The organism is Rhizobium sp. NFR03, assembly GCF_900111275.1.
Taxonomy (GTDB): domain Bacteria; phylum Pseudomonadota; class Alphaproteobacteria; order Rhizobiales; family Rhizobiaceae; genus Ferranicluibacter.
The window spans coordinates 646,529-673,285 of record NZ_FOGR01000002.1 but is presented as its reverse complement, the minus strand read 5'-3'; the positions used below and the strand labels follow the sequence as shown (position 1 = coordinate 673,285).

Here is a 26,757-nt window from a genome sequence, read left to right as displayed (position 1 = left end):
ACGGAAACGCCATCCGCGAGAGGTCGTGGGTGGCGTTTTCCGTTAATGGTCCTCACGTCCTCCAGAAGACCCGTCTCGATGTTGCACGAGCGCAAGCCTCACTAAAGCGTTCGGCGCTATCGATAAAGACGTATCGATACACGTCGCTGATTCCGCACGGAATGCAGGGCGTCTGTAGACGCTGATAGGACGCTCTTCATGGATAACCACGTCGCATCGATCATCATCGAAAAACTGGAGGCACTCTCCGCCAGGATCGACGAGATCGACGGTAAATTCGCGGCGTTTGACCAGATCCAGAACATGCATGGCGAGATCTATGTCGAGACGGCGAAGGTGCTGCAAAACATGCAGATGCAGAGCAAGTCCGCGCTCGACGGATTGTTCGAGCTGGTGGGATCTCTTGCAAACAGGGAAGAAGGACCAAGCCGTGCAGATCTCGCCGCGCTGAGTTCCCTGATCTCGAAAGACATTCCTCAACGCAGCGTCGATCTCAACAGCATCAAGCAAAGCACCAATCTGGCTCTGCGCAATGCACGCCATGCACATTTTCCGATCCGCTGTGTGTTCCTTGTCCACTCCATTCCCATGTGGGACGCTCTGGGCGACGTGCATGCTGCGATGCTGGAGGACCCGCGTTTCGATCCGATCGTCATTTCCGTGAGGTCTACAGCTCTGGGATACGGGCCGTTCAAGGGTGAAGATATCGTCAGCGAAGAACTTACGGGTCTCGGCGTCAAACATCTTCGGTTCGACATGGAAGATTCCTATGAGGGACTCGACATTCTCAAGGCACTCGCTCCTGCCGTCATCTTTCGCCAGCAACAGTGGGACTCCTGCCTGCCACCGGCCTTCCGCACACCCGAACTTACATTCGCGCGGCTGTGCCTTGTTCCCTATGCCCTCAATCTGGCCAGCTCGCTCGGAGACCCGGTCACGACGGAAGTGTCCGCCTTCGGCTTCGACCAGGCCTATCATCAGCTCGCATGGCGCGTCTTCTGCGAAACAAAGATCACCCAGTCTTATTTCCGATCGTTCAACCATTCCGATCCTGAAAAATTCATTCTGAGCGGATATCCGAAGTTCGACCGGCTTATGAAAGCTGGAAGCACTGGCTCGTGGCCGATTGCCTCAAGGGGCAAGAAAGCGTTCCGGGTCATCTGGGCGCCGCACTATTCGATTGGCAAGGGCGGAATTGGCTTCGGCGTCTTCGACCAGATCTGGGAGAGCATGATCAAGTGGGCGCGAGAACAGCAGGACATCGATATCGTCTTGAAGCCACACCCGGCTCTTTTCGGCCAGGTGCTGCAAGGAGAAGGCCTCGACATGTTCAAGACAACATGGAACGCGCTCCCCAATTGCACGATCGAGATGCAGCAATACGGTGAACTCTTCGCCGAGTCCGACCTCATGATTTCGGACGGGCTCTCGTTCCTCGCCGAGTATCAGCTTTTCAAGAAGCCCATTATTTTCTTCGATTCCGGCAAGCATGTGCCGTTCAACGCCCTCGGCAAAATGGCAGAGGCCGCAACGCGACGCGTGCGAACATTCGAGGAAATGAAAAAGGCGACGCTTGAATACAAGAACGGCAAAGCGTGGGCGTTCGAACAACAGCGCGAGGCCCTGCTCGAAACGCTCCTGCCCAACCAGGGCAAGGCTGCAAGCAGCATTCTCGACGCCATCGCGTCAGGAATCCAGGCAGAACAAGCCACGTTCGTACAGCCGTGATGTCTCCCCTTCACGGACGAACGAAAGAAAAAAGAGCAAAAGGGATCGCATGAAGAGAGTCATAACATTCGGCACCTTCGATATGCTCCATGTCGGTCACATCCGCATTCTGCAGCGCGCACGCGCGCTGGGGGACCATCTGACGGTCGGTATTTCAACGGACGCGCTGAACCGGTCCAAGAAGCAGAAGAACGCCATCTACAGCGAAATGGAGCGTCTGGAGATCATCAAAGCCATCATCGGCGTCGATGACGTTTTCCTGGAGCATTCGCTCGAACTCAAGGCGGACTATATTCGCCAGTACAAAGCCGACATTCTCGTCATGGGAGATGACTGGGCCGGAAAATTCGACCACTTCAATGCGCTCTGCAAGGTCGTGTATCTGTCGAGGACAGACGGTATTTCCACGACGTCCACCCTTGAGGGCATCAAGCGACTGGCATAGGTGCGCCACGCTTTATACGGACGCAAACAACCAGAAACGGGCGATCTTAACCGACAGCGGGAAAGAGATCTTGGGCATCCGCTGCCACCTCCGCCAGAGAATTGCCGGTGCAAAAACGATACGTCGCGCAACGAGACGATCGGGGCGGACGAGCGTTGCCTGCGTATCTTTGACGATGCAGCGATCGACAAACAGAACGAGCCCACGCCGCACGGATGATCCGGGGAGCTGACGATCAGCTAGACCTTGTGGGAAAAATGGTACGGTTGGGGGGTCTCGAACCTCCGACCTCAGGTGCCACAAACCTGCGCTCTAACCAACTGAGCTACAACCGCACGAACAAGCATGTCGCTTGGTCGCGTCATTACGGCCATGGGTTCGGTTTGGCAAGTCCGAACTTCGATTTTTGGCCAAAAAACCGGGCGGTTTCCCGTCCGGTTCCGGATTTGCAGACCGTGTCAGGCGGCAGGATCAGGCGCGGGGAATGCTCGACATGGCTTTTTCGGCAGCGTCCTTGGTCGGCTTGACCATGTTTTCGGCGACCTTGCGGGTGGTTTCCTGCATGCCGCGGGCCTGCTCCATGGCAAGCTCGGCCTGCTTGCGGATGAAGGCCGTCTGAAGTTCGAAGACTTCCGACAGGGACTTGCAGGCGATCAGCGCTTCCATGTGGGACAGCGACGTTTCCGCATTGGTCCGCAGCGCGTCGATCGCTTTCAGGCTCAACTCTACAGTCCCGGACTGCGCGCTCTCGACGGTGGCTTCGATGGTCTTGCCAGCCTCTTCGGCGGCGGTCTTCATCTTCGCATAAGCTTCGCGCGACTGCGTTGCACCCTTTTCCGCGAAGTCGCGGAAGGTTTCGGTGACCTTGCTCGGGTCGAAGTTCGAGATGGAGAAGACGTCCTGATTCATCGGAATATCCTGTTTAGCTTCGGCCGGGAGCCGCGGAAGAGTGTGTCTCACCACCCTATAGAACAATTGATGTTGCAATGCAACATTATGTTGCGGTGCACCATGTGCCGTTCTGTTACATTAACCTTGCATTAGGAAAGAGGGCGCTTTTCCCTGTGAAAACGCCGGTCAAGCTGGACCCTTTCGGGGGTCCCGGATATTAATAGTCTATTAACGCATCCGGAGACCCGAGACCTCCGCCAGAGCCGGATACAGTCATGCCCGTGAAATCCTACCCTTTCATCGACATCGCCGTTCATGAACGTGTGCGGGACCATTTTGCGCGCGGCGATGCCGCCATCCTCTTTGCCCCGGATCTGTCGCGGGTGCTGTGGTCGAATGGCGAGGGCGCGGCTCTCTTCGGGCTGGCCTCGATCTATGACTTCCTCGACGGCGGTTTGACGGGAGGCTCAAGCGCTGCGAGCGTCGCCTTTCGCCAGCTGCAGTCGACCGCGCGCCAGCTGCGCGAGCCGGGTGAAACGCGCCGCTTTCTGATGCGGATATCGGCCGGGTTCCAGAGCGTGACGGTGAATGCCGAACTGGCACTGATCGACGTGCGCGCCGGCGAACGGGCAATCCTCTTTACCGCGCCGCGCCTTGCGTCCTCCCGCACAGGCCGTGCCGTGCCGTTGGCGGAGACGGCGGCGCGGATGATTTCCGGTTTTGACGATCCCGATACGCATATGGCGGTTCTCGATGGCGCGGGAGCGGTGCTGGCGTCGTCGCCGCAATTTCCAGCGCTTGGAATGACACAGCAAACGCTGCTGTCGCTTGTCGAAGCCGTCGACCGCGATAGCGACTGGCTGCTGAAGCGCCCGGTGCCGACGGGCAAGGGGACGCTGCCAGCAGCCATCGGCAAGGTCTCGGCCGATCCCGCGCTGCATCTGCTTTTCGCGGTAGAGACGATACTCGGGCATATGGATGCGACGAGCGAATTCAGCGTGCCAGTGGAAACGGCGGCATCCGTCGTTGCCGTGGAGACTCTGGCGCCCACTGAAGCCGCCCACGTCGAAATGGACGACGCCAGCGCTGAGATTGACGAGCCCGCTTTCCAGACGAGCGACGACGTGGATGCGGCGTCCAATGCTTCGCTGAACGACATCGAGAGCGACGCTGAGGAGAACCTTGCGGCGGCAACGGAGGACGAGGCGCCGCTGGACGAGACACCGGATGTGGGCGAAGAGCACACTGGACCGGAAGAGGCTGCGCTGACCGTAGATGAGGCCGATGTCCCGGATGCGGACGTGCATGATGGTGTTGACGAGCCTGAGCCGTCCGGAGCGGATGAGGAGCAAGCTTTTTCGGAGGTTGTTGATGCGGTGAGCGAGGAGGTCGTCGTAACGGATGGCCTGCCTGTGGAGCCGCGCCCTGAGGTGGATGCCATCGACAGCGGTGACATCGCTCCTGTCGAGCCCGCAGCTTTTGCTTTCGATCCCGCGATGCGGTCTATCCGGTTCGTCTGGAAGATCGGGGCAGACGGTCGTTTCAGCGAGATTTCGCGTGAATTCGCGCTGGCGGTTGGCCCGCAGGCCGCCGATGTGCTGGGCCGGAGCTTTGCCGATCTTGCCGTACAGTTTGCGCTCGACCCCGATGGAACCATCGTGGAACTTCTGAACCGGCGCGACACATGGTCGGGCAAAACAGTGCTATGGCCTGTCGAAGGCGAGGCGCTCAGCGTTCCCGTCGATCTCGCGGCCTTGCCGACCTACTCTCGCAACCGGGAATTCGACGGTTTCCGCGGCTTCGGCATCGTTCGGGTGTCCGATGCCGTTGCCGACCCATCCGCACGCGGGCTCAATCTTGCTGCTCTGCCAGACGTTGCGGACGATGGGGAACAGGATGAGCATGCCTTCATCGAGCTTCCGGAGGAAACCCCTGCCCTGCCGGAGGAAGATATTGTCGGCGATACCAGGCGGGAGACGCTGGAGGATGACGGCGTGTTCTTCGTTGCGACGGATGATGACGTGTCCGTGGCGGACGAAATCCCAGCAAACGAGACGGTTACCGACGACCTGGACCATCCTTCCGAAGACGGCCTTCCCCGCGACCCCTTCATGGGCGAGCGTCCGGCGCTGAAGCTGGTGGAAACACCGTCACGGCAGCATTCCGACAAGGTCGTTCAGATAGACGACGCCCGCCCGGCAAGCACCGAAACGCTGACGCGCAGCGAGCAGGCGGCTTTCCGCGAGATTGCGCGTCAGCTGACGACCACCTTCGGCAAGCGCGCAGAGCCACCGGACTCAGCGGCCGAAGGCGAGGCGGAGGCTGGCGAACAGGCAGCAGCCGATCCGGCGACGGCCGCAGAGTACGATGTGCAGCCTGAAGAACCGGTCGCGGAGGTAACGGTCGGCGAGACCTCTGACGAGGCGTCGCAGGACACCGCCGCGGACGCAGAAGAGCCCGAGGCAACGAGCGCTGATCCTGTCTCGCCCCTCGCCGGGGGGCTTGCAGACGAGGATACGCCCGCTGACGCTGCCGAGCACGACGAAGACGCCGACGATGAGGAGGCCGTCGCGGAGCCTGAAGACCTGCCCGTGGATGACGTGCCGGCGGCAGAGGCTGAGACGGCTTCCGTCAGTGAGATCAGGCTGGACGAAAAGACGCAGGATAGCGAAGCTGCCGAGAACGAAATGTTCGAGAGCGACGATGGGGCCGGCGACAAGGATGTCGTGCTGAGCCCGGCAATGATCGATCGTCTCGAGGGCGCTGTGCTGATCCACAGCGGCGACGAACTCTATCATGCGAACGCAGCCTTCCTGGAGCTGACCGGCTATCAGACGCTGCAGGATCTGCGCGTGGAAGGCGGCATCGATGCTCTGTTCGTCGGTGAAGACGAAGGCATTCTCGACGTGCCCCCCGGTGCGATGATGATGATCCGCAATGACGGACGTCTGGTGCCGGTGACAGCGCGGCTGCAGGCGATGCGGTTCGAGGAAAAGGGCGTTGCGCTGATGATGTCGCTGGCTCTGGTGGAGATACCGCCGGGCGACGTCTCACTCGGCGAGGGCGCAGACGACCTGCCGCCTGAAGGCGGGATCGCAGCGGATGCGGCCGCAAGCCACGCGGAAGCATCCGAGGCGGCGGACAGAGGTTGGTCGTCGATTGCGGATCAGGCTGCCATTGCCGAGGCTGAGGCACGGGTGGAAGCCCTTCGGATCGAGACCGAGGAACTCCGCTCGATCCTGGAAACGGCGACGGATGGCGTGGTGGTGATGGGTTCCGACGGAGATATCCGGTCGCTGAACCGCTCCGCCAATGCGCTGTTCAATTACAATGATGCCGACGTTATCGGTAAGCCTTTTGCGACCTTGTTTGCGCATGAGAGCCAGCGCGCCGTCATGGATTATCTCGCGGGGCTTGCCGGCCATGGCGTTGCCAGCGTGCTCAACGACGGCCGCGAGGTTATCGGCCGGGAGGCTTCCGGCGGCTTCATTCCGCTGTTCATGACCATGGGCCGCCTGTCCTCCTCCAGCGGGTACTGCGCCGTCATTCGCGACATCACGCAGTGGAAGCGCACGGAAGAAGAATTGCGCAGCGCCAAGCGCGCTGCGGAAACCGCGAATGCGCACAAGACGGATTTTCTCGCACGCGTCAGCCATGAGATCCGCACGCCGCTCAACGCCATTATCGGCTTTTCCGACATGATGGCGAGCGAGCACTTCGGCCCTATCGGCAGTGCGCGCTACATCGAATATGCGAGCGACATCGGCCGGTCCGGTCGCCATGTGCTTGATATCGTCAACGATCTCCTCGACATATCGAAGATCGAGGCTGGCGAAATGGAGCTGGAATTCGCCGCCGTCGAGATCAACGAGGCGGTTTCGGAAGCCGTCTCGCTGGTGCAGCCGCAGGCGAATGCGCAACGCGTTATCATCCGCACGTCGCTGTCCACCTCGGTTCCCAACGTCGTTGCCGATAACCGCTCGATCAAGCAGATCGCGCTGAACATTCTGGCCAACGCCATACGCTTCACCCCGGCTGGCGGGCAGATCGTCGTATCGACGGCTTACGAAGCCAATGGCAGCGTGATGCTGCGCATCCGCGACACCGGCATCGGCATGACCCGAACCGAGCTTGAGCAGGCCATGAAGCCTTTCCGGCAGGTGACGACCGGCACGCGCATGCGTGGCGAGGGTACCGGGCTGGGATTGCCGCTGACGAAGGCGATGGCAGAAGCCAACCGCGCGCTCTTCGCCATCAACTCGGCGCCGAACGAGGGCACGCTTGTAGAAATCACCTTCCCGTCGCAACGGGTTCTGGCCAACTGAGTTCAGCGCGGAAACAAGAGCTCGAAAAGGAGGCAGCCATTCGGCTGCCTCGAGTTGAATGCTTTCGAACACGTACATTCGACATCATGTCGGAGGTCCGGCTTTGCCGGCGCAAGGTCTCTCATGGACCTGCGAGAATTATACAATGACCGTGCGGACGATAAGGAAGACTTAACACCTGCTCCCAGCAATCTCGTGGTTGAAACACACGGTGCGGCCTCTATGAGAGGCTTTCAGGCAGAAAACGCACCTTTGCGACCGGCGTTAAAGACCCCTTGACTGACGTCATCAGAGAATCCCGGTCGCCCTGAAGCACCCTACCCGTATCAGGTCTTGAGCTCCTCAAGATCGGCATAGAGATCCAGTGCTTCCGGATTGGCCAGCGCTTCCTTGTTCTTCACCGGCCGTCCATGCACCACGTCCCGGACGGCAAGTTCGACGATCTTGCCGGATTTGGTTCGCGGGATATCCTCGACGGCGACGATCTTGGCAGGCACGTGGCGGGGCGAGGCGCCGGCGCGAATGCGGGACCGGATCGCCTTGACCAGATCGTCATCGAGCGAGACGCCGCGGGCGAGGCGCACGAACAGCACGACGCGCACATCGTCGTCCCAATCCTGCCCGATGCACAGCGCTTCAGCGACCTCCTCCATCTGCTCGACCTGATTATAGATCTCCGCCGTGCCGATGCGGACGCCACCGGGATTCAATGTGGCATCCGAGCGACCGTGGATGATGACGCCGTCATGCGCGGTCCATTCCGCAAAATCGCCGTGGCACCAGATATTCTCGAAGCGATCGAAGTAAGCGGCGTGATATCTTGCGCCGTCCGGGTCATTCCAGAACATGATCGGCATGCTGGGAAACGCCTTGGTACAAACCAGTTCGCCCTTCTCGCCCTTGACCGGCCGCCCCTCGTCGTCCCAGACATCTATCGCAAGCGCCAGTCCGGGGCCCTGAATCTCGCCCCGCCAGACGGGCTTCAGCGGATTGCCCAGCACGAAGCAGGAGACGATATCGGTGCCCCCGGAGATGGAGGCGAGCTGGATGTCGGACTTGATGCCCTCATAGACGAAACCGAAACCTTCCGGTGACAGAGGCGACCCGGTCGACGTCATGACGCGCAGCGCCGAGAGATTGTGGGTCTCCTTCGGGATCAGTCCGGACTTTCTGACGGCATCGATATACTTGGCCGACGTTCCGAAGACGGCGAAACGCTCGGCCTCAGCAAAATCGAAAAGAACAGAGCCATCGGGATAGAATGGCGATCCATCGTAGAGGCAAAGGGTGACGCCTGCGGCAAGACCTGTGGCGAGCCAGTTCCACATCATCCAGCCGCAGGTGGTAAAATAGAACAGGCGGTCGCCGTCCCTCAGGCCGCAATGCAGAACATGTTCCTTCAGATGCTGGATCAGCGTGCCGCCGGCCGAATGCACGATGCATTTCGGCACGCCCGTGGTGCCGGAGGAAAAGAGGATGTAGAGCGGATGGGAAAACGGTAGCCGGCGAAACGACAGCGCCTGCCCCCGGAATGGCGCGATGAAATCCGGAAGCGTGCGGCCGTCGGCAAGCGTGGCAACGAGTGCATCGGCCTCTCCCGCGTAGGGAATGGCTAGCACGGGAACGCCGAGGCGGTCGGAGACGGCCTTTACCTTAACCGCCACATCCTGCCGCTTGCCATTGTACCAGTAGCCGTCGCAGGCGATGAAAAGCTTGGGTGAAATCTGCCCGAACCGGTCGAGCACGCCCTGCTCGCCGAAATCGGGAGAGCAGGACGACCAGATACCGCCGAGCGACGCTGTCGCCAGCATGAGCGCGACGGTCTCCGGCAGGTTTGGCATCATAGCGGCAACCCGGTCGCCCTCACCGATCCCGAGGCTGACCAGCGCCTGCTGAAGGCGGGAAACGAGCACGGACAGCGCATCCCAGGAGAGGCGAGACTCCACCTTGTCCTCACCGCGAAACACGATGGCATCTTCGCTACCGGTTTTCCGCAGAAGGTTTTCGGCGAAGTTCAGGCTGGCATCGGGAAAAAAGCGGGCTTGCGTCATATGACCGTCATCGACAAGCGTGCGAGCGCCCTTATCGCCCACGATGCCGCAAAAATCCCAGAACTCGCTCCAGAAACTGCCGCGGTCGGCAACCGACCATGCCTGAAACGCATCGACATCGGCAAAATGCACCCGATGCCGCTGGCTGCACTGGGTCATAAAGGCGGTCAGCGGCTGTGCTTCGATAGAGGCTTGCGACGGTGTCCAGAGCGGCTGGTCGGATTGCATGACGTTCCCCTTATACGCGGCACTCGATCTATAACACGTCATTGCGCAGCGTAAACGGACCTTGGACCCCGTTTCTTGTTTTCGCTCCGCAGCCGGAAATAGCGCCAAAATTGCGCCCACGTGGGAAACAACAGCTCTGCCACTTGAGACTGCTGCGGTTAAGGACTGCCTTGGCATGACGAAGGCCCGGCAGAGGTCTTGCCGGGCCTTCGATCACAGCCGGTGGCGGTCTCAGCCATGGCCCTGGGTAACGATAACAGGGATCATCAGGTCACCCCAGTTGCCTTCACCCGCGTGATGGCGGGCCGAGCGGACGAGCTCGACCGAAACGCCTGCCTCGACGGCCTTCATGATGGTGTGGTTCAGGCGGTGCAGATCGTTGGCGACCATGCGGATCGCGGCCTGCTGGTCGGTCGTCATGCTGGATGCCTGTTCGTCTGCGCGTTCCTTGACGCGGGTCTGGATCGTCATTGTCGTCGTCCTCTCTTTGAGAATGGTCGTTCTGAAGTTGTGTTTTCGAAGGCATGAGATTGCCGGGATCTAGCCGCCCATGCGGAGGCGGCTCGCGCCGTTCGGCACCCGTGCCGAGCGAAGGGCGACAGAGCCTCAAGGGCGCGCCACACCCTCCACCCGAATGGTCCGCACGATCCTGTCGAAGCCGCCGGCCATGGCGGAAAGCATCGTCGTGTCAAATTTCGTCATGAGATCCTCCTCTCGTATCGATCACTTGGGGAACAGTGCCTTTGTCCAGCGTGATCCATGCAGAGAGATTTACAGAACCATCAAATTTTTTCCAATTCTTTCAGAGCATTGCGACGGCGAAAGAGGTTATGCTGTCTTGTCTTTTACATCATGGGTCTGTAATATTGTAAAGACTGTCAAACAGCGAACCTTCCGGCGCGGTGTAAATTTTGTCATGAGCGAGAACAAGATCTTTGCAGGACCGCGTGTCCGCCGTATCCGCAACGGGCTGTCGCTGACGCAGACGGCAATGGCGGAGGCGCTCGGGATCTCGCCATCCTATCTCAACCTGATCGAGCGCAATCAGCGCCCGCTGACGGTGCAGCTGCTCCTGAAGCTAGCCTCGGTCTACCAGATAGACCTGGCCGAGCTGCGCGGGCACGCATCCGACAGCCTGGGTGAGTTGCGCGCCGTGTTTGCCGATCCGCTTCTGTCCAGAGAGCTGCCGGGCGATCAGGAGTTGATCGAAATCGCGGAAGCGGCGCCGAATGCGGCCATGGGGCTGATCAAGCTCTACCGGGCCTATCAGGAGCAGGGCTCCCGGTTGAAGGACCTGACCAGCCTTCTGTCTGGTCAGGATCAGGCCGCAGCCCTCAGCGGCGCCCGCCTGCCGATGGATGAAGTGCGCGAGATCTTCGAGAACCGGCCCTATCATTTCGCGCGGCTCGATGCGGCGGCCGAGGCGTTCCATCAGCGGCTTGCGCCCGGGGAAGACCTGCAGGCGGCGCTGAAAGACTGGCTGCGACGCGACCATGGACTGGTCGTGCGCACGCTGCCGATCCACGTCATGCCGGATCTTCGGCGACGGTTCGATCGCCATTCGCTGCGGCTGTTCCTGTCCGAACGTCTCTCGTCCGAAGACCAGCTCTGCGAGATCGCCATGGAGGCCGCGCATTTCGCGATGCCGGATGCGCTCGCCGAAGAGCTGGCGGCTTTGCCGCTCACCTCCGGCGAGGCGCGGCGCATCGCCCGCTTCGAGCTTGCCCGTTATGCGGCGCTGGCGCTGATGATGCCTTACGGCACCTTCATCGACATCTGTCGGCGCGTGCAGTTCGATATCGACCTCGTGCGTGTGCGCATGCGGGTGAGCTTCGAGCAGGCAGCGAGCCGCATGGTGACGTTGCAGCGGGTCGGCGCGCTCGGGCCTCCCTTCTTCCTCATGGAGATCGACCATGCCGGCAACCGGCTGCGCGCGCGTGGCGCCACCGGCTTTCCGCATCGGGCCTTCGGCGGCGGATGCGTCAAGCTGAACGTGCATGCGACCTTTGCCCAACCGGGGCAGATCCTCGTGGAGCGCGCCGACATGCCGGCCGGCGCCAGCTTTCTGCTCGTCGCCCGCACGACGGACGGGCCGCGCTCGGGTTTCAACGAACGTGTCCGGCGCACCGCGCTTCTTCTCGGCTGCGAGGCGGCGCAAGCCGGGGAGACGGCCTATGCCGCCGTGCCTGCACCACCGCTTGCCGCAGGCACCGCCTGTCGCCTCTGCGAGCGTCAGGGCTGTCTTGCGCGGGCCGAACCGCCCGTGACACGTCCCCTCGGACTCGATGAGATGGTGACAGGGCTGAGCGTCTTCGACTTCCAGTGAATGCAACGCCGGCGGCATCCGCGAACGACGCCCGTGGATGTCTTTCAAGAGCGTTGTTTGCAGGTGCGAAAGCCCTTGAGCTTCGTGGGAAAGCTGCTTAACCTTTCTTTACGCAATCACGGTTGCGAACAATAAAGGGGAATAGCATGTCGTTGAAGATCGTCCGCCTCGTCACTGGCCTGATCACTGGCCTTGCCCTGACCGGATCGGCAGGGTTTGCGAGCGCGCAGGAGCGCGTCGTCAATGTCTACAACTGGTCCGACTATATCGATGCCAGCATCCTTGAAGACTTTACGAAGGAAACCGGCATCAAGGTCGTCTACGACGTCTTCGATTCCAACGAAATCGTGGAGACGAAGCTTCTGGCGGGAGGCACCGGCTATGACGTCGTGGTGCCCACGGCAGACTTCCTCCAGCGCCAGATCAAGGCTGGCGTTTTCCAGAAGCTCGACAAGTCGAAGCTGCCGAACATCGCCAATATGTGGGATATGGTGATGCAGCGCACCGCCCGTTACGACCCCGGCAACGAATATGCCGTCGATTACATGTGGGGCACCAACGGCATCGGCTACAACGTCGCCAAGGCCAAGGAAATCCTCGGCTCCGACGCCCGTCCCGGCCTTGAGGTCCTGTTCGACCCGGCGATCGCCGCGAAGTTCAAGGATTGCGGCATCTACGTGCTCGACGCGCCGAAGGACGTGCTCCCGGCAGCCCTTACCTATCTCGGGCTCAACCCCGACAGCCACGACCCGGCGGATCTCGAAAAGGCTGGCGAGCTGATGCTGAAGGCGCGCCCGTTCATCCGCAAGTTCCATTCGTCCGAATATATCAATGCGCTGGCCAATGGCGACATCTGCGTTGCCTTCGGCTATTCCGGCGACCTGCTGCAAGCGCGCTCGCGCGCAGAGGAAGCCAAGGCCGGCGTGGAGGTGAACTACTCCATCCCGTCGCAAGGCGCGCAGATGTGGTTCGACATGATGGCAATCCCGGCCGATGCGCCGCATGTGGAAGAAGCCCATGCCTTCATCAACTACATGATGAAGCCGGAGGTCATCGCGAAGGCGTCCGATTACGTCTTCTACGCCAACGGCAACAAGGCATCGCAGCAGTTCGTGTCCAAGGAGGTGCTCGAAGATCCCGCCGTCTACCCGGACGAGGCGACGATGGCCAAGCTCTACACCATCTCCCCATGGGACCCGAAAACGCAACGCGTGGCGACACGCCTCTGGACTCGGGTCCTGACCGGCCAGTAAGTCCCGACCTCAATGCCCGGTTCTCGTCAGTTCCGGGCATTTTCCATCCTGCGGCGTCCTCTCTTCATCTCATCCGGCCCTGCGGCCTATCGGGAACCCTTTCATGAAGTCTCTTGGCAGCATTCGCCGCTCCTTTTCTCCCTGGACAGACCCCTCGTCCAAACCCTTCATCTCCTTTCGTAACGTCACAAAGCGCTTCGGCGATTTCGTCGCGGTCGACGATCTCTCGCTCGATATCTACACGCGCGAATTCCATGCACTCCTCGGCGCGTCCGGCTGCGGAAAATCGACGCTGCTGCGCATGCTTGCCGGTTTCGAACAGCCGACCTCGGGCGAGATCATTCTCGACGGGCAGAACCTTGCGGGCATTCCGCCCTACCGCCGTCCCGTCAACATGATGTTCCAGTCCTATGCCCTGTTTCCGCATATGACGGTGGAGGCCAACATCGCCTTCGGGCTGAAGCAGGATGGCATGCCGAAGCCGGCCATCGCCGAACGCGTGACGCAGATGCTGAAGCTCGTGAAGATGGAGCAGTTCGCCAAGCGCAAGCCGCACCAGCTCTCCGGCGGGCAGCGCCAGCGCGTGGCACTCGCCCGGTCGCTCGCCAAGCAGCCGAAGGTATTGCTGCTCGACGAACCGCTCGGCGCGCTCGACAAGAAGCTGCGCGAGGAAACCCAGTTCGAGTTGATGGACCTGCAGCAGGATCTCGGCCTCACCTTCGTCGTCGTGACGCACGACCAGGAAGAGGCGATGACCATGGCCGACCGCATCGCCGTCATGGCGCATGGCAAGGTCGTTCAGGTGGCAACGCCCGCCGAAATCTACGAGGCGCCAAACTCGCGCTTCGTGGCCGACTTCATCGGCGACGTGAACATTTTCGACGGCACGGTTTCGCGGGCGCAGGCCTCCGAAATCCGCATCGAGGCAGATGCGGGCTTTGCCATCGAGGCCGCCAGCAGCGCGCATCCGGGCGAAGGCGCCAAGGCAGGCTTCGCCATTCGTCCTGAAAAGATCCGTGTTGGTCGCCAGATGCCGACCGGAAACGCCGTGAACGCGGCCGAGGGCGAGCTTTGGGATATCGCCTATCTCGGCGATATGACCGTCTACCACGTCAAGCTGAACAGCGGCAAAGTCGTCAAGGCATCATCGCTGAATGCGGTACGCGCGGTCGAGGATCCGCTCGGCTACGACCAGAAAGTCTGGATCTCGTTCGACCGGGATGCCGGCGTCGTGCTGAAGGATTGAGCCAATGAACAGGCTGCTCCCCGCCATCGTCAATCGTCTCGTGATCATCATCCCCTATGCATGGCTACTGGTCTTCTTCCTCATTCCGTTCGTCATCGTGCTGCGGATCTCGCTTTCGGAAGCCGCTGTCGCCATGCCTCCGTACCTCCCCGTCTTCGCCTGGGCGGACGGTCTTTCCGGCTTCATCGACAATGTCAGGCAATTTTCTTTCGACAACTATGTCTGGCTGACGGAGGATGCGCTCTATACGAACGCCTACATCTCCAGCCTGACCATCGCCCTGATCTCGACAGCACTGACATTGCTCATCGCCTATCCCATCGCCTATGGCATGGCGAGAGCGCCTGCGACCCTGCGCCCGACGCTGCTGATGCTGGTCATCCTGCCGTTCTGGACAAGCTTCCTCATCCGCGTCTATGCCTGGATCGCTATCCTCAAGCCGGAAGGTCTGCTCAACCAGCTTCTTCTGTCGACCGGGATCATCAGCCAGCCCCTGATCATTCTCAACACCAACACAGCGATCTATATCGGCATCGTCTATTCCTACCTGCCCTTCATGGTGCTGCCGCTCTATTCGGCGCTGGAAAAGATGGACCACAGCCTGACGGAAGCGGCACAGGATCTCGGTTGCACGCCGATATCGGCTTTCTGGCGCATCACGTTCCCGCTGTCGCTTCCGGGCGTTGTCGCCGGCTGCCTGCTGGTCTTCATTCCCGCCGTCGGCGAGTTCGTCATTCCCGATCTGCTCGGTGGCTCGGAGACGCTGATGATCGGCAAGACGCTCTGGAACGAGTTCAACGCCAACCGGGACTGGCCCGTCTCCTCGGCCGTCGCCGCCATTCTGCTGATGATCCTCGTGGTGCCGATCATGTTCTTCCAGAATGCGCAGTCGCGCCTCGATCGCGAGGGCCGATAGCCATGAACCGCTGGTCCCGCTTCAACATCGCCTCCATCGTCATCGGCTTCGCCTTCCTCTATCTGCCAATCGTGCTTCTGGTGATCTTCTCGTTCAATGCCTCGAAGCTCGTTACCGTCTGGGCCGGATTTTCCACGCAGTGGTACGGGCAGCTTTTCCGCAATCAGGCGCTGATGGATGCCGCCTGGGTCACGGTGCGCGTCGGCCTCCTCTCGGCCACGGTCGCAACCGTGCTCGGCACGCTCGCGGCTCTCGCCATGACGCGCTACCAGCGCTTTCACGGACGGGTGCTGTTCTCAGGCATGATCTATGCACCGCTCGTCATGCCCGAGGTGATCACGGGCCTGTCGATGCTGCTGCTGTTCGTCGCGATTGGCTTTGATCGCGGCTTCTGGACGCTGACGATCGCGCACATCACCTTCACCATGTGCTTCGTCGCCGTCGTCATCCAGTCGCGGCTGGCAAGCTTCGACCGGTCGATCGAGGAAGCAGCTCTCGACCTCGGCGCAACGCCCACCGCGACGTTCTTTCAGGTGACGCTGCCGGTCATCGCACCCGCCGTCTTCTCCGGTTGGGTTCTTGCCTTCACCCTGTCGCTCGACGATCTCGTGATCTCCAGCTTCACCTCCGGCCCCGGCGCGACCACCCTGCCGATGAAGATCTACAGCCAGGTGCGCCTCGGCGTGACGCCCGAGATCAACGCCGCCTGCACCATCCTCATCGGCATCGTCGCCACCGGCGTCCTCATCGCCTCCATTGTCTCCCGCCGCCAGCAGATCCAGCGGGAACGGGATGAGCGGGCGGCGTTTGCTGTGGGGTAAGTTCGCGGGCGTGAAACTGCTAAACGAGAACCTCTCTCGATCGTCTGCGAAATCGGCTCTCCCAGTCATTCGGTGAGAGACCTTGAAGGAAACCTCCCGTGAACATGGTGCAGCTTCATCATCTGGGTCTCGTCTATGTCGCCTATCTGCTCGCCGCCGCCAGCCCCGGCCCAAGCAACATGGCCATCATGGGCGTTGCCATGCAGCAGGGACGAGCCCCTGCCGTCTTTCTGGCGCTGGGCATCATGACCGGCAGTCTGTTCTGGGCCGTGCTGGCCGCCACGGGCATTTCCACCGTCCTGACGACCTTTGCCGGCGCCATTTTCGTCCTCAAGATCGCGGGTGGTCTTTACCTGCTTTTCCTTGCTGTGAAGGCAGGCCGATCGGCCCTTGCGGTGCATTCACGGAGTGCCGGAACGATTGATGACGCAAAACCCATAGACCTGTATCGCCGCGGTCTGCTGCTTCACCTGACCAATCCAAAAGCCATCCTCGGATGGATCGCGATCATGACGCTGGGTCTCGGGCCTGACGCATCCTCCACGACGCTGGTGGCGATCCTCGCAGGATGCGCCGTCCTCGGCCTCGTGGTATTCCTGGGCTATGCGCTCGTCTTCTCGACCGGCATGATGGGACGTGCCTATCTGCGTTGCAGGCGGTGGGTCGAAGGTGCCCTTGCGCTTGCCTTCGGCGCGGCAGGCATTCGTCTGCTGTTGTCGCGGCCATAGCGCGTGTCCCGCCAAACCGGAAATGCCCTATGCGCGTTCCATCGCATAGGCATGCCTCAGGCCGCCCTCCCCATGCGGTGGCCGGTCGCAGACTCCAGTCGGAACTGTTCGACCAGTTGCATCAGGGTGTCCGCCTGCTCGGCGAGGTTTCGGCTGGCTGTCGTGGCTTCCTCGACCATGGTGGCGTTCTGCTGGGTCATCTGGTCCATCTGGTTGACGGAGCCGTTGACCTCGTGGAGGGCTGAGGCCTGATCGCGGCTGGCGGTGGCGATCATGTCGACATGCTGGCTGACGGTGACGATCTGCTGGCTGATGGAGGCGAGCACGGCGCCGGTTTCCTTGACCGCCTGCGAACCTGCGGTCACCTCAAGCGTGGATTTGTTGATCAGGCCCTTGATCTCGCGAGCGGCACCGGCCGAGCGCTGGGCGAGTTCACGCACTTCCTGCGCAACGACGGCAAAGCCCTTGCCCGCCTCCCCCGCCCGCGCCGCTTCGATGCCGGCATTGAGCGCGAGCAAATTGGTCTGGAAGGCGATTTCATCGATGACCTCGATGATCTGCTCGATCTGGCGCGAGGCATCCTCGATGCGGCTCATGGCCGAGATGGCATTGGTGACGACGACGCCCGAGCTGTCGGCGCTCTTCTTGGTGTGCGATACGGCGACGTTGGCTTCGTGAGCGCGCTCGGCGGAGGAGCGAACCGTCACCGTGATCTGATCGACGGCGGCGGCGGTTTCCTCCAGAGAAGCGGCCTGCGCTTCGGTGCGACGCGACAGGCTGTCAGCCGAAGCGTGCATGTCGTTGCCGCTGCGCTGGATCAGGACTGCATTGTTACGGATTTGCAGAAGCGTATCCTGCAAGCGGACAAGCGAACCGTTGAAGTCGACGCGAAGCTGTTCGAGGCGACCGTTGAACGGCGTCTCGATCTGTTGTGACAGGTCTCCCTGCGCAAGGCGGCCAAGGCCGGCGGCAAGCTGGCTCACCGCGAAATCGATCTGGCTGTCCATCGATCGCTTTTCGGCGTCGTTGCGGCTGCGCTCGGCATCGGCCTGCAGCCGCTGCTCCTCGCTTTCCGCCTCGATGCGCACCTTCGACAGGGCGTTCTCCTTGAAAACGCCGAGAGCCCGGGCCATGTCGCCGATCTCGTCCTGGCGGGCGTCACCATCGATGCGCGTGTCGAGCGCGCCTTCGGCCAGCCGTCGCATCGCGGCGGTGATCTGGCCGATCGGACCCTTGAGCGTCAGCACCAGCGCGATGCCGGCGAGAAGCGCGATGACCACCCCACCGGCCGTCGCAAACACAGAGACCTGATTGGCCTTCTCGCGTTCGATGGCCGCATTGGTCTTCTGTTCTTCGGCAAAGCCGACGAGCTGCTGCCAGATCTGGTCGATATCGGCTGCCGCGTCGGCGAACTCCTTATGCCGCAGGGCGCTGACGCCGATCAGGGACATGCTGTCCGCCTTGATCTTGCCGGCCACGGGCTGCACGGTCGCCGCAAGACCCGCAAAGAAGGGCATATCCGGTGCCGTATACGCGATGTTGAGAACCTCCTGATTGAGGACATTGACCTCGCGGGTGAGGCGCGCCTGATCGGTCTGCTGCGAGGTTTCAAGGAAGCTGCTGGCGGCAAGGCGGATACCGGAAACGGCGCTCACGATGGCACGCGCATTTTCGAGGATCTTGTTGGCTTTGATCAGAGGCGCATCGAGCTTGCCAAAGGTCGCCGTCGCATTGCGCATCGTTGCGGTCGCGGCCGTCTGGAACTGGATGCTTGCCTGACGGAAGCGCGCGACCAGCCGCCCGATCGCCTTCGCGTTCTCGTCGCTCAGGTCGCCATTGTTGGCGAGCGTCTGGATCTCGCCGATGGTGGCCTTGAAGGTATCGGCCACGGCCTTCTGGTTGGCCGGAAGCGCCATGCCGATCTGGGTGAGGACCTGATCGAGTGCAGCCTGACCATCGCGCGCCACCTTGATCTTGGCTTCGGGCGTCGGTGCTCGGGCGAAATCGGAGGTGAGGCCCGTGAGGATATCACTGGAGGCGGTCAAACGCTCGGCCTCGCGCAGGAGGGATTTTGCCTTGGTCTCGTCGTCGCGGACGCGCTGTTCGACGGAGGTCGCCTCCTCGATGAGCTTGCCTTGCGTGGAGAGGAGAAGACGGATGCTCTTGGTGATGGAGGTGCGCAGCGCGACCTCGGCCTCATGCAGCTTCCAGAGCTCGCCGACGCGCTCGCGGATCTTCGCTGTGCCGGCGATGGCGCTGTCGAGCTGGCTGGCACCTTCGCTGTTTTCCATCTGGGCGCGCGTCGCGTTGAGCACGGCCTCCTGGCTGGTGATCTTGAGAACGACGTCGTCCCGCGTCTGTTCGCTCGCATCGGTCAGAAACGCATTCATGCCGGCATAGACATCGCGAAAGCCGGACAGCGACTGAAGCACGCTATTGGAAATTTCCATGCGCCCCTGCAGCAAGCCGGACGCATAGAGCCCTGTCAGACCCACGGCGCAGATACTGACGACGAAGGGGAGGATGAAGAAGAGGACTTTCGTCTGAATCTTGAAGCGGGCAAGGATCTTGTCGATGAACATGGGCGCGTCCTGGCTTGCAGGCCTGCATCCGCCTCCTGCAAGCCGTCATCGGCTTCTTTGGTGCGCTTCATGTCAGGCCGTCATCATGGTCTGATAGAATGCGGGGATGCCGCCAGCCGCTTCGCAATCATTGCAAGACGCCGCCGCCCTCAGGGCGTGTCGTCCAAGCCTGCTCCTCAATGGGCGCAGCTTGAACGAGATGCGTTAATTTCATGTAAGCAGCGCAACTCATTGTCACGCACCTGCCATGTCGGCATGGCAAAACACCATGGCACACGGACTGCCACAGCATTTCTACGACCTCAAAAGAAATGGCCCCGGAGGGCCGTATGTCTTGGACATTCGCAGATGGCCGGTGGTCAAGCCGCAAAAGGCGGAAAGCGATCGAAATACGCGATCACTCGCACAAGACAGCGTGCTGCCACGCTCATTGCAGCCGGAAGGACGTTCGCCGGTCTTCGACCGACTAGAACGAACCCAGGGTCGAGAGACCAATGATGGCAGCGGCCGTCAAGACAGCGGCGGCCGTATAGGTCAGCGCGAGAATTCTTTGTGTACGGCTGTCATCGGCCTTTGCGATGGCGATGGCACGGGCATTGCGTCGGCTATGCTGGTTCATGATATCATGTCCTTCCGTCCGAAGAGAATAGACCCGGTTGAGACGATCCACCAGCCACTTTCTGTCGCACTCGTTAAAAATGCGAGAACCGTATCGCTGCGGGACAATCCGTTCCCATTCGTCACGTAGGGTCGGACAGTTTCGTTAACAAGGGCTGAAGCGCCTTCACGCTTTCGGCATTCGGGAAATGCTGCAGATCAAACGGCTTGGCCGCAGGAAAAACCCGAGGCCCAGGCCCACTGAAAATTATAGCCGCCGAGCCAGCCGGTGACATCGACACATTCGCCGATGAAAAAGAGGCCGGGAACGGTTTTTGCCATCATGGTTCGCGAGTCGAGATGACGGGTATCCACGCCGCCCAGCGTCACTTCCGCCGTGCGATAGCCTTCCGATCCCGCCGGTTTCAGCGACCAGCCGGACACGAGCGCCACCAGCGCGTCGATCGATTTGTCTGAAAGGTCGGCCAGCGGGCGGTCGAGCAGAGCTGCTTCGGTGGCCAGATGCTGGGCAAGGCGCTTGGGCAGGTGTTCGCCAAGAACGGTTTGAACAGCCTGCCGCCCCTGCGTGCGGCGCGCCGCCTTCATCAGGGAGCCCAGATCGGTGCGCGGCTCAAAGGCTACCCGAATGTCCTCGCCCTCGCGCCAATAGGAGGAAATCTGCAGGATCGCCGGCCCGCTCAGGCCCCGATGGGTGAAGAGCATGGCCTCATCGAATGTCGTCTTGCCGCAGGCGGCGCGGACATCGACGGCGAGACCTGCAAGCGCGCCCAGGCTTTCTTTCGTTGCATCGGCTAACGTCAGCGGCACGAGGCCCGGGCGCGTTTCGACCAGAGGCAGGCCGAACTGCTCGGCAATGCGATAGGCAAAGCCGGTCGCGCCCATCTTCGGGATCGACTTGCCGCCGGTCGCGATCACCAGCGCACGCGCTTCGATGGTCTCGTCGGCAAGCGCAACGCGAAAGCCGGTGGCGGAGGCGTCCACGCTGCCAATCTCGGCTCCAAGCCGAAGCACGACACAGGCAGCCTTCATCTCCTCCATCAGCATGCGGACGATGTCGCGGGCGGTGTCGTCGCAGAACAGTTGCCCCAGCGTCTTTTCGTGCCAGGCGATGCCGTGACGCTCGACGAGCGCGACGAAATCGCGCGGCGTGTAGCGGGCAAGCGCCGACTTGCAGAAATGCGGGTTCTGCGAGAGGAAGTTGGCAGGTGCCGTATGGAGGTTGGTGAAGTTGCAGCGGCCACCGCCGGAGATGCGGATCTTTTCGCCCGGCGCTTTGGCGTGATCGAGCACAAGCACGCTGCGGCCCCGGCGCCCGGCCTCCGCCGCGCACATCATTCCCGCCGCGCCCGCGCCGATGATCACAACGTCGAAGCTCTTTGCCACGTCGCGTCTCCTTTTCGATCAGAGATGCCGCGATAACGTCAACGGCATTCAATCTCCAGCATTTTCGCGCTCTGCAAGCTGGCCAATCGTCAAACACCGTCTATGATAAGCAATATCCGAAGGAACCCCGGTGATTTATGCCTGCGAAGAAAACCATTGCCAACACGACGACGAAATCTGGCAAAAGCAACAAGATCCCGTCCGCGCTTCAGGCGCCACGCGGCGTAAAGACCTGGAAGGAAGCCGCAGACTGGCTGAAGGTTCGCGGCATCGAGGACGTGGAGTGCATCACCCCCGATATTGCCGGCGTTCCCCGCGGCAAGATGATGCCCTCCTCCAAGTTCACCTCCAACACCTCTCTCGCCCTGCCCTCCGCTATCTACCGGCACACGATTTCGGGCGAGTACCCGGAGGAAACGGGCGACTTCCGCTATGACAGCCGCGACAGCGACATCAAGCTCGTGCCGGATCTCTCCACGCTCTCCATCGTTCCCTGGGAGACCGACCCCACAGCGCAGGTGATCTGCGATATCGCCGGCTCCAAGGGTGAGAACGTGCCCTACACGCCGCGCAACGTGCTGAAGCACGTGCTGGAACTCTATCGCCTGAAGGGCTGGAAGCCGGTCGTCGCGCCGGAAATCGAGTTCTATCTCGTGGCCAAGAACGACGATCCGGACTATCCGCTGCATCCGCCGAAGGGACGCTCCGGCCGGTCGATCCAGGGCGGACAGGCCTACTCGATCGCGGGCGTCAACGAGTTCGACGAACTGATCGACGACATCTACCACTTCTCGGAAAAGCAGGGTCTGGAGATCGACACGCTGATCCACGAAGAGGGGCCGGCACAGCTCGAGATCAACCTGCGGCATGGCGACCCGATCGAGCTGGCAGACCAGGTATTCCTGTTCAAGCGGACGATTCGCGAAGCTGCGCTGAAGCATGGGATCTACGCGACCTTCATGGCAAAGCCGATGCAGAGCCAGGCGGGCTCGGCCATGCACATCCATCAGTCGATCGTGGAGGTGAATACCGGCCGCAACCTGTTTTCCAACGCTGACGGCACGCCCTCCAAGGAGTTCTTCCACTTCATCGGGGGCATGCAGACCTATATCCCCAAGGCGTTGTCGATGATGGCGCCCTACGTGAACTCCTATCGCCGGCTGACGCCGGACATGTCGGCACCGGTCAACAATGCCTGGGGCTACGATAATCGGACGACCGCGTTTCGTGTGCCGGATTCCGAACCCGCCGCGCGGCGCGTGGAAAACCGCCTGCCCAGTTCGGACGCCAACCCCTATCTCGCGCTCGCAGCCTCCCTCGGTTGCGGCTATCTCGGTCTGACGCAGGCGCTGGAACCGACGGCACCGGCCGACGATACCGTCAACACCAAGGCGATAGAGTTGCCGCGCGGTCTTCTCGAGGCGGTTGCGGCGCTCGAAGCGGAACCCGCCTTCCACGATGTGTTCTCGGCCGAGTTCATCGCCATCTATGCCGGCGTGAAGCGGGGCGAGTTCGAGACGTTCATGCAGGTGATCAGCCCGTGGGAGCGGGAATATCTGCTTCTCAACGTGTGAGCCGCGCGATGACCTCCGAGGCACAGTGGCAGAGCCCGATCTCGCCCGGCATCTCGTGGTACGAGGATGCCATCGCCGAGCGGCCTGTGTACCCGACGCTCGACGGCGACATGACGGCCGATGTCGCCGTCATCGGCGGCGGCTTCACCGGCCTTCAAGCGGCCTACAATCTCGCCGCCGGCGGGGTGCGGGTCGTGCTCATCGATGCCTGCCGCTTCGGCGACGGCGCCTCCGGTCGCAACGGCGGTCAATTTGGGACCGGGCAGCGTGCCGAAGTGGACGAGCTTGAGAAACAATATGGCCGGGAACGAGCAAAAGTGCTCTTCGACATGGCGGAAGATGCAAAGCGAGGCCTTCTCGACTTTGCCGCGCGCCATGACATCGACATGGAGTACCGGCCGGGCCACCTTTCGGTAACGCACAAGGCATCGCACGAAAAAGATTATCGCGCCTATATCGACAGCATGGCCCGCGATTACGGCTATCCGCACCTGCAGATGATGGACGCGGCGGAAACGGCGAAACGCGTGGGATCGCAGCGTTACGTTCTCGGTATCCGCGACACCGGCACCGGCCATATCCAGCCGATGAAGCTGCTGGTCGGGCTCGCCCGCGCCGCGCAGGCCGCAGGCGCGCAGCTGTTCGAGAACACCAATGCCACGGACATCCGGCTATCCGAGGGCAAGGTGCTTGTGGAGACCCCGCGCGGCACCCTTCGCGCAGACCGTGCCCTCATCGCCTGCAACGCACATATCGGAACCCTGGAGCCCGTGACGGCCTCGCATGTCATGCCGATCCGCTCGTTCATCGGTGCGACCGCGCCGCTGGATGACGCGTCGCCTGTTCTGCCGGGCGGCGAGTCCGTTGCCGACAGCCGATTCGTGGTGCGCTACTTCCGCCGGTCCCGCGACGGTCGTCTCCTGTTCGGCGGCCGCGAGGCCTATACGGCCGACAATCCGCGCGACATATCGATCCATATCCGCCGGCAGATCGCCGAGATCTATCCGGACCTTGCCGAGGTCGAGATGACTCATGCCTGGGGCGGCTCCGTCGGCATTACCATGCCGCGCCAGCCCTTCGTTCGCGAGGTCATGCCCGGCGTCACCACAATTGGTGGATTCTCCGGTCATGGTGTCATGCTGTCAAACCATTGCGGGAAGCTCTATGCCGATCTCGTGCTGGGAAGAGGCTCGGATCTCGACCTTTTAAAGGAACTGCGCATTCCCGCCTTTCCCGGCGGACGCCGTTTCCGATCGCCGCTTTTGTTCCTAGCGCTCACTTGGTATGCTCTGCGCGACAAGCTCTGACCCTCCCCCCGGCGCATTTTTTGCAACGCAGCACTAGCGCCTTTAAATCGATTAGATTATAAAACGCCCCGACCTGAGAGAGATCGATATCACATGAGCAGCCAGATCATTCCCGTCGAACCTTTTGACTATGTCGTCTTTGGCGGCACCGGCGATCTTGCCGAGCGGAAGCTCCTTCCTGCCCTCTACCACCGCCAGCTCGATGGCCAGCTCACAGACCCGACACGCATCATCGGCGCATCGCGTACCGCAATGACGCATGAGGAGTATCGGCAGTTCGGCCGCGCCGCGCTGAAGGAGCACCTGAAGGCGGGCGAATTTGACGAGGCGCAGGTCAAGACATTCACGGACCGGCTTTTCTACATCTCCGTCGATGCCAAGAGCGATCAGGGCTGGGACAAGCTGAAGTCGCTGCTGGACGAGGCAAAGGATCGTGTGCGCGCCTTCTACCTCGCCGTCGCGCCCGGCATCTTCGGTGCCATTTCCGAGAAGATCCGTGACCACAAGCTCATCACCAAGACCACCCGCATCGTGGTGGAAAAGCCGATCGGCCGCGATCTCGCTTCCGCGCTGGAGCTGAACGACACGATCGGCAAGGTCTTCAAGGAAGAGCAGATCTTCCGTATCGATCATTACCTCGGCAAGGAAACCGTACAGAACCTGATGGCGCTGCGGTTTGCGAACACGCTGTACGAGCCACTCTGGAATTCGTCCTATATCGACCACATCCAGATCACGGTGGCAGAAGCCGTCGGGCTGGAAAGCCGCGCCGGCTACTACGACACGGCCGGCGCGTTGCGCGACATGGTGCAGAACCACATTCTTCAGCTGCTCTGCCTCGTCGCCATGGAAGTTCCCCCCTCCATGAATGCGGAGGCCGTCCGTGACGAAAAGCTGAAGGTTCTGCGTGCGTTGAAACCGATCACCTCGGCCAATGTCGAGAAGATGACCGTGCGCGGCCAGTACAAGGCCGGCGCCTCCGCCGGCGGTCCGGTGAAGGGTTACCTTGAGGAACTCGAAGGCGGCGTGTCCAACACCGAGACCTTCGTCGGCATCAAGGCCGAGATCAACAACTGGCGCTGGGCCGGCGTTCCGTTCTACATCCGCACGGGAAAGCGCATGGCGACCCGCATGTCGGAAATCGTCATTTCCTTCAAGCCGATCCCGCATTCGATCTTCGACGATGCCGCCGGCCGCGTGGAAGCCAATCAGCTGATCATCCGCCTGCAACCGGACGAAGGCGTGAAGCAATCGCTGATGATCAAGGATCCGGGCCCGGGCGGCATGCGCCTGCGCAATGTCTCGCTGGACATGACCTTTGCCGAGTCCTTCAACGCCCGCAGCGCCGACGCCTATGAGCGGCTGCTGCTCGACGTGATCCGCAACAACCAGACGCTGTTCATGCGCCGTGACGAGGTCGAAGCCGCATGGCGCTGGGTCGATCCGATCCTGAAGGCCTGGGACGAAGTCGGCCAGAAGCCGCAGTCCTACACTGCCGGAACATGGGGCCCGAGCCAGGCGATCGCGCTGATCGAGCGTGATGGCCGGACATGGCACGAAGTGGTCTGAGCCATGACATCCACGCTCAACACGTTCGAGACGTCGGCAGCTCTTGCCGAAAACCTGGCAAAGACTGTCGCCGATACCCTTTCGGCCGGTATTTCCGAAAACGGCGCGGCCTCGATTGCGGTGTCCGGCGGTTCGACGCCGAAGGCATTTTTCAAGGCGCTCTCGAATGCTTCGCTCGACTGGAGCAAGGTGACCGTGACGCTGGTGGACGAGCGGTTCGTCGCGCCGGACAGCGATCGTTCCAACGAGAAGCTGGTGCGCGACAATCTTCTGACGGGCGCAGCTTCGGCCGCCGCCTTCGAGCCGCTCTACTACCCCACGGCCACGGCCGAGGAGGCAGCGGCGACAGCGACCAAGCAGACGGCCAGGATCGGCCGTCCCTTCGACGTGGTGGTGCTGGGCATGGGCGGCGACGGGCATACGGCCTCGTTCTTTCCCGGTGGATCGCGCCTTGCCGAGGCGCTGGACCCGCAGACCCCCCGCGGCGTGATGACGATGCAGGCGGATGGGGCCGGCGAGCCACGGCTGACATACACATTTACAAGCCTGCAGGATGCGCGGCTTCTGGTGCTGCATATCGAGAGCGACGCCAAGAAGACGGTGCTGGAGACGGCGCAGAGCGATGGCCCGGAAACGGATATGCCGATCCGCGCCATCCTGCGGCGCGCCGCCTCACCGGTCGCGATCTACTGGGCTCCGTAAAACGGGCGCAGTAACGGAGGCTGCCGCCCTGAAAGGCGACGTCCCGGTCACCGGTCTGTCGCGC

General features: G+C 61.6%; 19 protein-coding genes and 1 tRNA gene. 13 read left to right on the top strand and 7 right to left on the bottom strand.

Annotated elements, in window-relative coordinates; genetic code table 11:
• The first annotated feature begins 198 nt into the window (after positions 1-198).
• Both BSG19_RS08425 and BSG19_RS08420 read left to right on the top strand, forming a co-directional pair.
• Positions 199-1,728, top strand: a complete 1,530-nt coding sequence (locus BSG19_RS08425) for a CDP-glycerol glycerophosphotransferase family protein (RefSeq protein WP_092986707.1) — start codon at positions 199-201, stop codon at positions 1,726-1,728.
• A gap of 49 nt (positions 1,729-1,777) precedes the next feature.
• Entirely contained in the window at positions 1,778-2,173 is a 396-nt protein-coding gene (locus BSG19_RS08420; protein WP_092986705.1) for an FAD synthase family protein, read from the top strand.
• A 258-nt stretch (positions 2,174-2,431) separates the two neighbouring features.
• On the opposite strand, the gene BSG19_RS08410 is transcribed toward BSG19_RS08420, so the two are convergent.
• Together BSG19_RS08410 and BSG19_RS08405 are read right to left on the bottom strand one after the other, a co-directional pair.
• Positions 2,432-2,508: transfer RNA gene (locus tag BSG19_RS08410), tRNA-His, on the bottom strand.
• Positions 2,509-2,644: 136 nt separating this feature from the next.
• Positions 2,645-3,082, bottom strand: coding sequence for a phasin (locus BSG19_RS08405; RefSeq protein ID WP_092986701.1), 438 nt, complete (start codon positions 3,080-3,082; stop codon positions 2,645-2,647).
• Between the two features lie 257 nt (positions 3,083-3,339).
• Between BSG19_RS08405 and BSG19_RS08400 the strand changes: the two genes are divergently transcribed.
• Positions 3,340-7,389 (top strand): sensor histidine kinase, encoded by a 4,050-nt coding sequence (locus BSG19_RS08400; protein WP_092986699.1) that lies wholly within the window; start codon positions 3,340-3,342, stop codon positions 7,387-7,389.
• Positions 7,390-7,715: 326 nt separating this feature from the next.
• Here BSG19_RS08400 and BSG19_RS08395 read toward each other — a convergent pair whose 3' ends face one another.
• Both BSG19_RS08395 and BSG19_RS08390 read right to left on the bottom strand, forming a co-directional pair.
• Positions 7,716-9,668 (bottom strand): acetoacetate--CoA ligase, encoded by a 1,953-nt coding sequence (locus tag BSG19_RS08395; protein WP_092986697.1) that lies wholly within the window; start codon positions 9,666-9,668, stop codon positions 7,716-7,718.
• Between the two features lie 231 nt (positions 9,669-9,899).
• Positions 9,900-10,139 carry an SMc00767 family acetate metabolism repressor gene (locus BSG19_RS08390; protein ID WP_092986695.1) on the bottom strand — a complete coding sequence of 80 codons (240 nt, stop codon included), beginning with the start codon at positions 10,137-10,139 and terminating at the stop codon, positions 9,900-9,902.
• Positions 10,140-10,584: 445 nt separating this feature from the next.
• Here BSG19_RS08390 and BSG19_RS08385 point away from each other — a divergent pair, with 445 nt between their 5' ends.
• The 6 genes from BSG19_RS08385 (at position 10,585) to BSG19_RS08360 (ending at position 16,958) form a co-directional block, all read left to right on the top strand.
• On the top strand, positions 10,585-11,994 hold the full coding sequence (locus tag BSG19_RS08385) for a helix-turn-helix domain-containing protein (protein ID WP_092986693.1): 1,410 nt from the start codon (positions 10,585-10,587) through the stop codon (positions 11,992-11,994).
• Between the two features lie 146 nt (positions 11,995-12,140).
• Positions 12,141-13,247, top strand: coding sequence for a polyamine ABC transporter substrate-binding protein (locus BSG19_RS08380; protein WP_092986691.1), 1,107 nt, complete (start codon positions 12,141-12,143; stop codon positions 13,245-13,247).
• A 103-nt stretch (positions 13,248-13,350) separates the two neighbouring features.
• The gene (locus BSG19_RS08375; protein ID WP_092986690.1) at positions 13,351-14,493 is read left to right on the top strand and encodes an ABC transporter ATP-binding protein; all 1,143 of its coding nucleotides are present in this window, start codon (positions 13,351-13,353) and stop codon (positions 14,491-14,493) included.
• A gap of 4 nt (positions 14,494-14,497) precedes the next feature.
• The gene (locus BSG19_RS08370; protein WP_092986688.1) at positions 14,498-15,409 is read left to right on the top strand and encodes an ABC transporter permease subunit; all 912 of its coding nucleotides are present in this window, start codon (positions 14,498-14,500) and stop codon (positions 15,407-15,409) included.
• Between the two features lie 2 nt (positions 15,410-15,411).
• Positions 15,412-16,230 (top strand): ABC transporter permease, encoded by an 819-nt coding sequence (locus BSG19_RS08365; protein ID WP_092986686.1) that lies wholly within the window; start codon positions 15,412-15,414, stop codon positions 16,228-16,230.
• Between the two features lie 104 nt (positions 16,231-16,334).
• Positions 16,335-16,958, top strand: coding sequence for a LysE family translocator (locus BSG19_RS08360; protein WP_092986684.1), 624 nt, complete (start codon positions 16,335-16,337; stop codon positions 16,956-16,958).
• A gap of 56 nt (positions 16,959-17,014) precedes the next feature.
• Here the strand turns inward: BSG19_RS08360 and BSG19_RS08355 are convergent, their stop codons facing one another.
• From BSG19_RS08355 to BSG19_RS08345, 3 genes are all read right to left on the bottom strand, one after another.
• The gene (locus BSG19_RS08355) at positions 17,015-19,540 is read right to left on the bottom strand and encodes a methyl-accepting chemotaxis protein (protein ID WP_092986682.1); all 2,526 of its coding nucleotides are present in this window, start codon (positions 19,538-19,540) and stop codon (positions 17,015-17,017) included.
• 466 nt (positions 19,541-20,006) lie between these two features.
• Positions 20,007-20,159: a hypothetical protein gene (locus BSG19_RS26000; RefSeq protein WP_170865893.1), complete on the bottom strand. Its 153-nt coding sequence runs from the start codon at positions 20,157-20,159 to the stop codon at positions 20,007-20,009.
• 197 nt (positions 20,160-20,356) lie between these two features.
• Positions 20,357-21,541, bottom strand: a complete 1,185-nt coding sequence (locus tag BSG19_RS08345) for a BaiN/RdsA family NAD(P)/FAD-dependent oxidoreductase (RefSeq protein WP_092986678.1) — start codon at positions 21,539-21,541, stop codon at positions 20,357-20,359.
• A 137-nt stretch (positions 21,542-21,678) separates the two neighbouring features.
• Between BSG19_RS08345 and BSG19_RS08340 the strand changes: the two genes are divergently transcribed.
• From BSG19_RS08340 to pgl, 4 genes are all read left to right on the top strand, one after another.
• On the top strand, positions 21,679-23,115 hold the full coding sequence (locus BSG19_RS08340) for a glutamine synthetase family protein (protein ID WP_092986676.1): 1,437 nt from the start codon (positions 21,679-21,681) through the stop codon (positions 23,113-23,115).
• Positions 23,116-23,123: 8 nt separating this feature from the next.
• Positions 23,124-24,422: an NAD(P)/FAD-dependent oxidoreductase gene (locus BSG19_RS08335; RefSeq protein ID WP_092986674.1), complete on the top strand. Its 1,299-nt coding sequence runs from the start codon at positions 23,124-23,126 to the stop codon at positions 24,420-24,422.
• Positions 24,423-24,515: 93 nt separating this feature from the next.
• On the top strand, positions 24,516-25,991 hold the full coding sequence (zwf, locus tag BSG19_RS08330) for a glucose-6-phosphate dehydrogenase (RefSeq protein ID WP_092986672.1): 1,476 nt from the start codon (positions 24,516-24,518) through the stop codon (positions 25,989-25,991).
• A gap of 3 nt (positions 25,992-25,994) precedes the next feature.
• Positions 25,995-26,693, top strand: a complete 699-nt coding sequence (gene pgl, locus BSG19_RS08325; protein WP_092986670.1) for a 6-phosphogluconolactonase — start codon at positions 25,995-25,997, stop codon at positions 26,691-26,693.
• Positions 26,694-26,757 lie beyond the last annotated feature (64 nt).

Coding starts and splice junctions, on each gene's coding strand:
- BSG19_RS08355 (WP_092986682.1), bottom strand. CDS start 19,540: ATGTTCATCGACAAGATCCTTGCCCGCTTCAAGATTCAGACGAAAGTC.
- BSG19_RS08425 (WP_092986707.1), top strand. CDS start 199: ATGGATAACCACGTCGCATCGATCATCATCGAAAAACTGGAGGCACTC.
- BSG19_RS08370 (WP_092986688.1), top strand. CDS start 14,498: ATGAACAGGCTGCTCCCCGCCATCGTCAATCGTCTCGTGATCATCATC.
- BSG19_RS08405 (WP_092986701.1), bottom strand. CDS start 3,082: ATGAATCAGGACGTCTTCTCCATCTCGAACTTCGACCCGAGCAAGGTC.
- BSG19_RS08365 (WP_092986686.1), top strand. CDS start 15,412: ATGAACCGCTGGTCCCGCTTCAACATCGCCTCCATCGTCATCGGCTTC.
- BSG19_RS08360 (WP_092986684.1), top strand. CDS start 16,335: ATGGTGCAGCTTCATCATCTGGGTCTCGTCTATGTCGCCTATCTGCTC.
- pgl (WP_092986670.1), top strand. CDS start 25,995: ATGACATCCACGCTCAACACGTTCGAGACGTCGGCAGCTCTTGCCGAA.
- BSG19_RS08420 (WP_092986705.1), top strand. CDS start 1,778: ATGAAGAGAGTCATAACATTCGGCACCTTCGATATGCTCCATGTCGGT.
- BSG19_RS08380 (WP_092986691.1), top strand. CDS start 12,141: ATGTCGTTGAAGATCGTCCGCCTCGTCACTGGCCTGATCACTGGCCTT.
- BSG19_RS08375 (WP_092986690.1), top strand. CDS start 13,351: ATGAAGTCTCTTGGCAGCATTCGCCGCTCCTTTTCTCCCTGGACAGAC.
- BSG19_RS08385 (WP_092986693.1), top strand. CDS start 10,585: ATGAGCGAGAACAAGATCTTTGCAGGACCGCGTGTCCGCCGTATCCGC.
- BSG19_RS08390 (WP_092986695.1), bottom strand. CDS start 10,139: ATGACGATCCAGACCCGCGTCAAGGAACGCGCAGACGAACAGGCATCC.
- BSG19_RS08395 (WP_092986697.1), bottom strand. CDS start 9,668: ATGCAATCCGACCAGCCGCTCTGGACACCGTCGCAAGCCTCTATCGAA.
- BSG19_RS26000 (WP_170865893.1), bottom strand. CDS start 20,159: ATGAACCAGCATAGCCGACGCAATGCCCGTGCCATCGCCATCGCAAAG.
- BSG19_RS08335 (WP_092986674.1), top strand. CDS start 23,124: ATGACCTCCGAGGCACAGTGGCAGAGCCCGATCTCGCCCGGCATCTCG.
- BSG19_RS08400 (WP_092986699.1), top strand. CDS start 3,340: ATGCCCGTGAAATCCTACCCTTTCATCGACATCGCCGTTCATGAACGT.
- zwf (WP_092986672.1), top strand. CDS start 24,516: ATGAGCAGCCAGATCATTCCCGTCGAACCTTTTGACTATGTCGTCTTT.
- BSG19_RS08340 (WP_092986676.1), top strand. CDS start 21,679: ATGCCTGCGAAGAAAACCATTGCCAACACGACGACGAAATCTGGCAAA.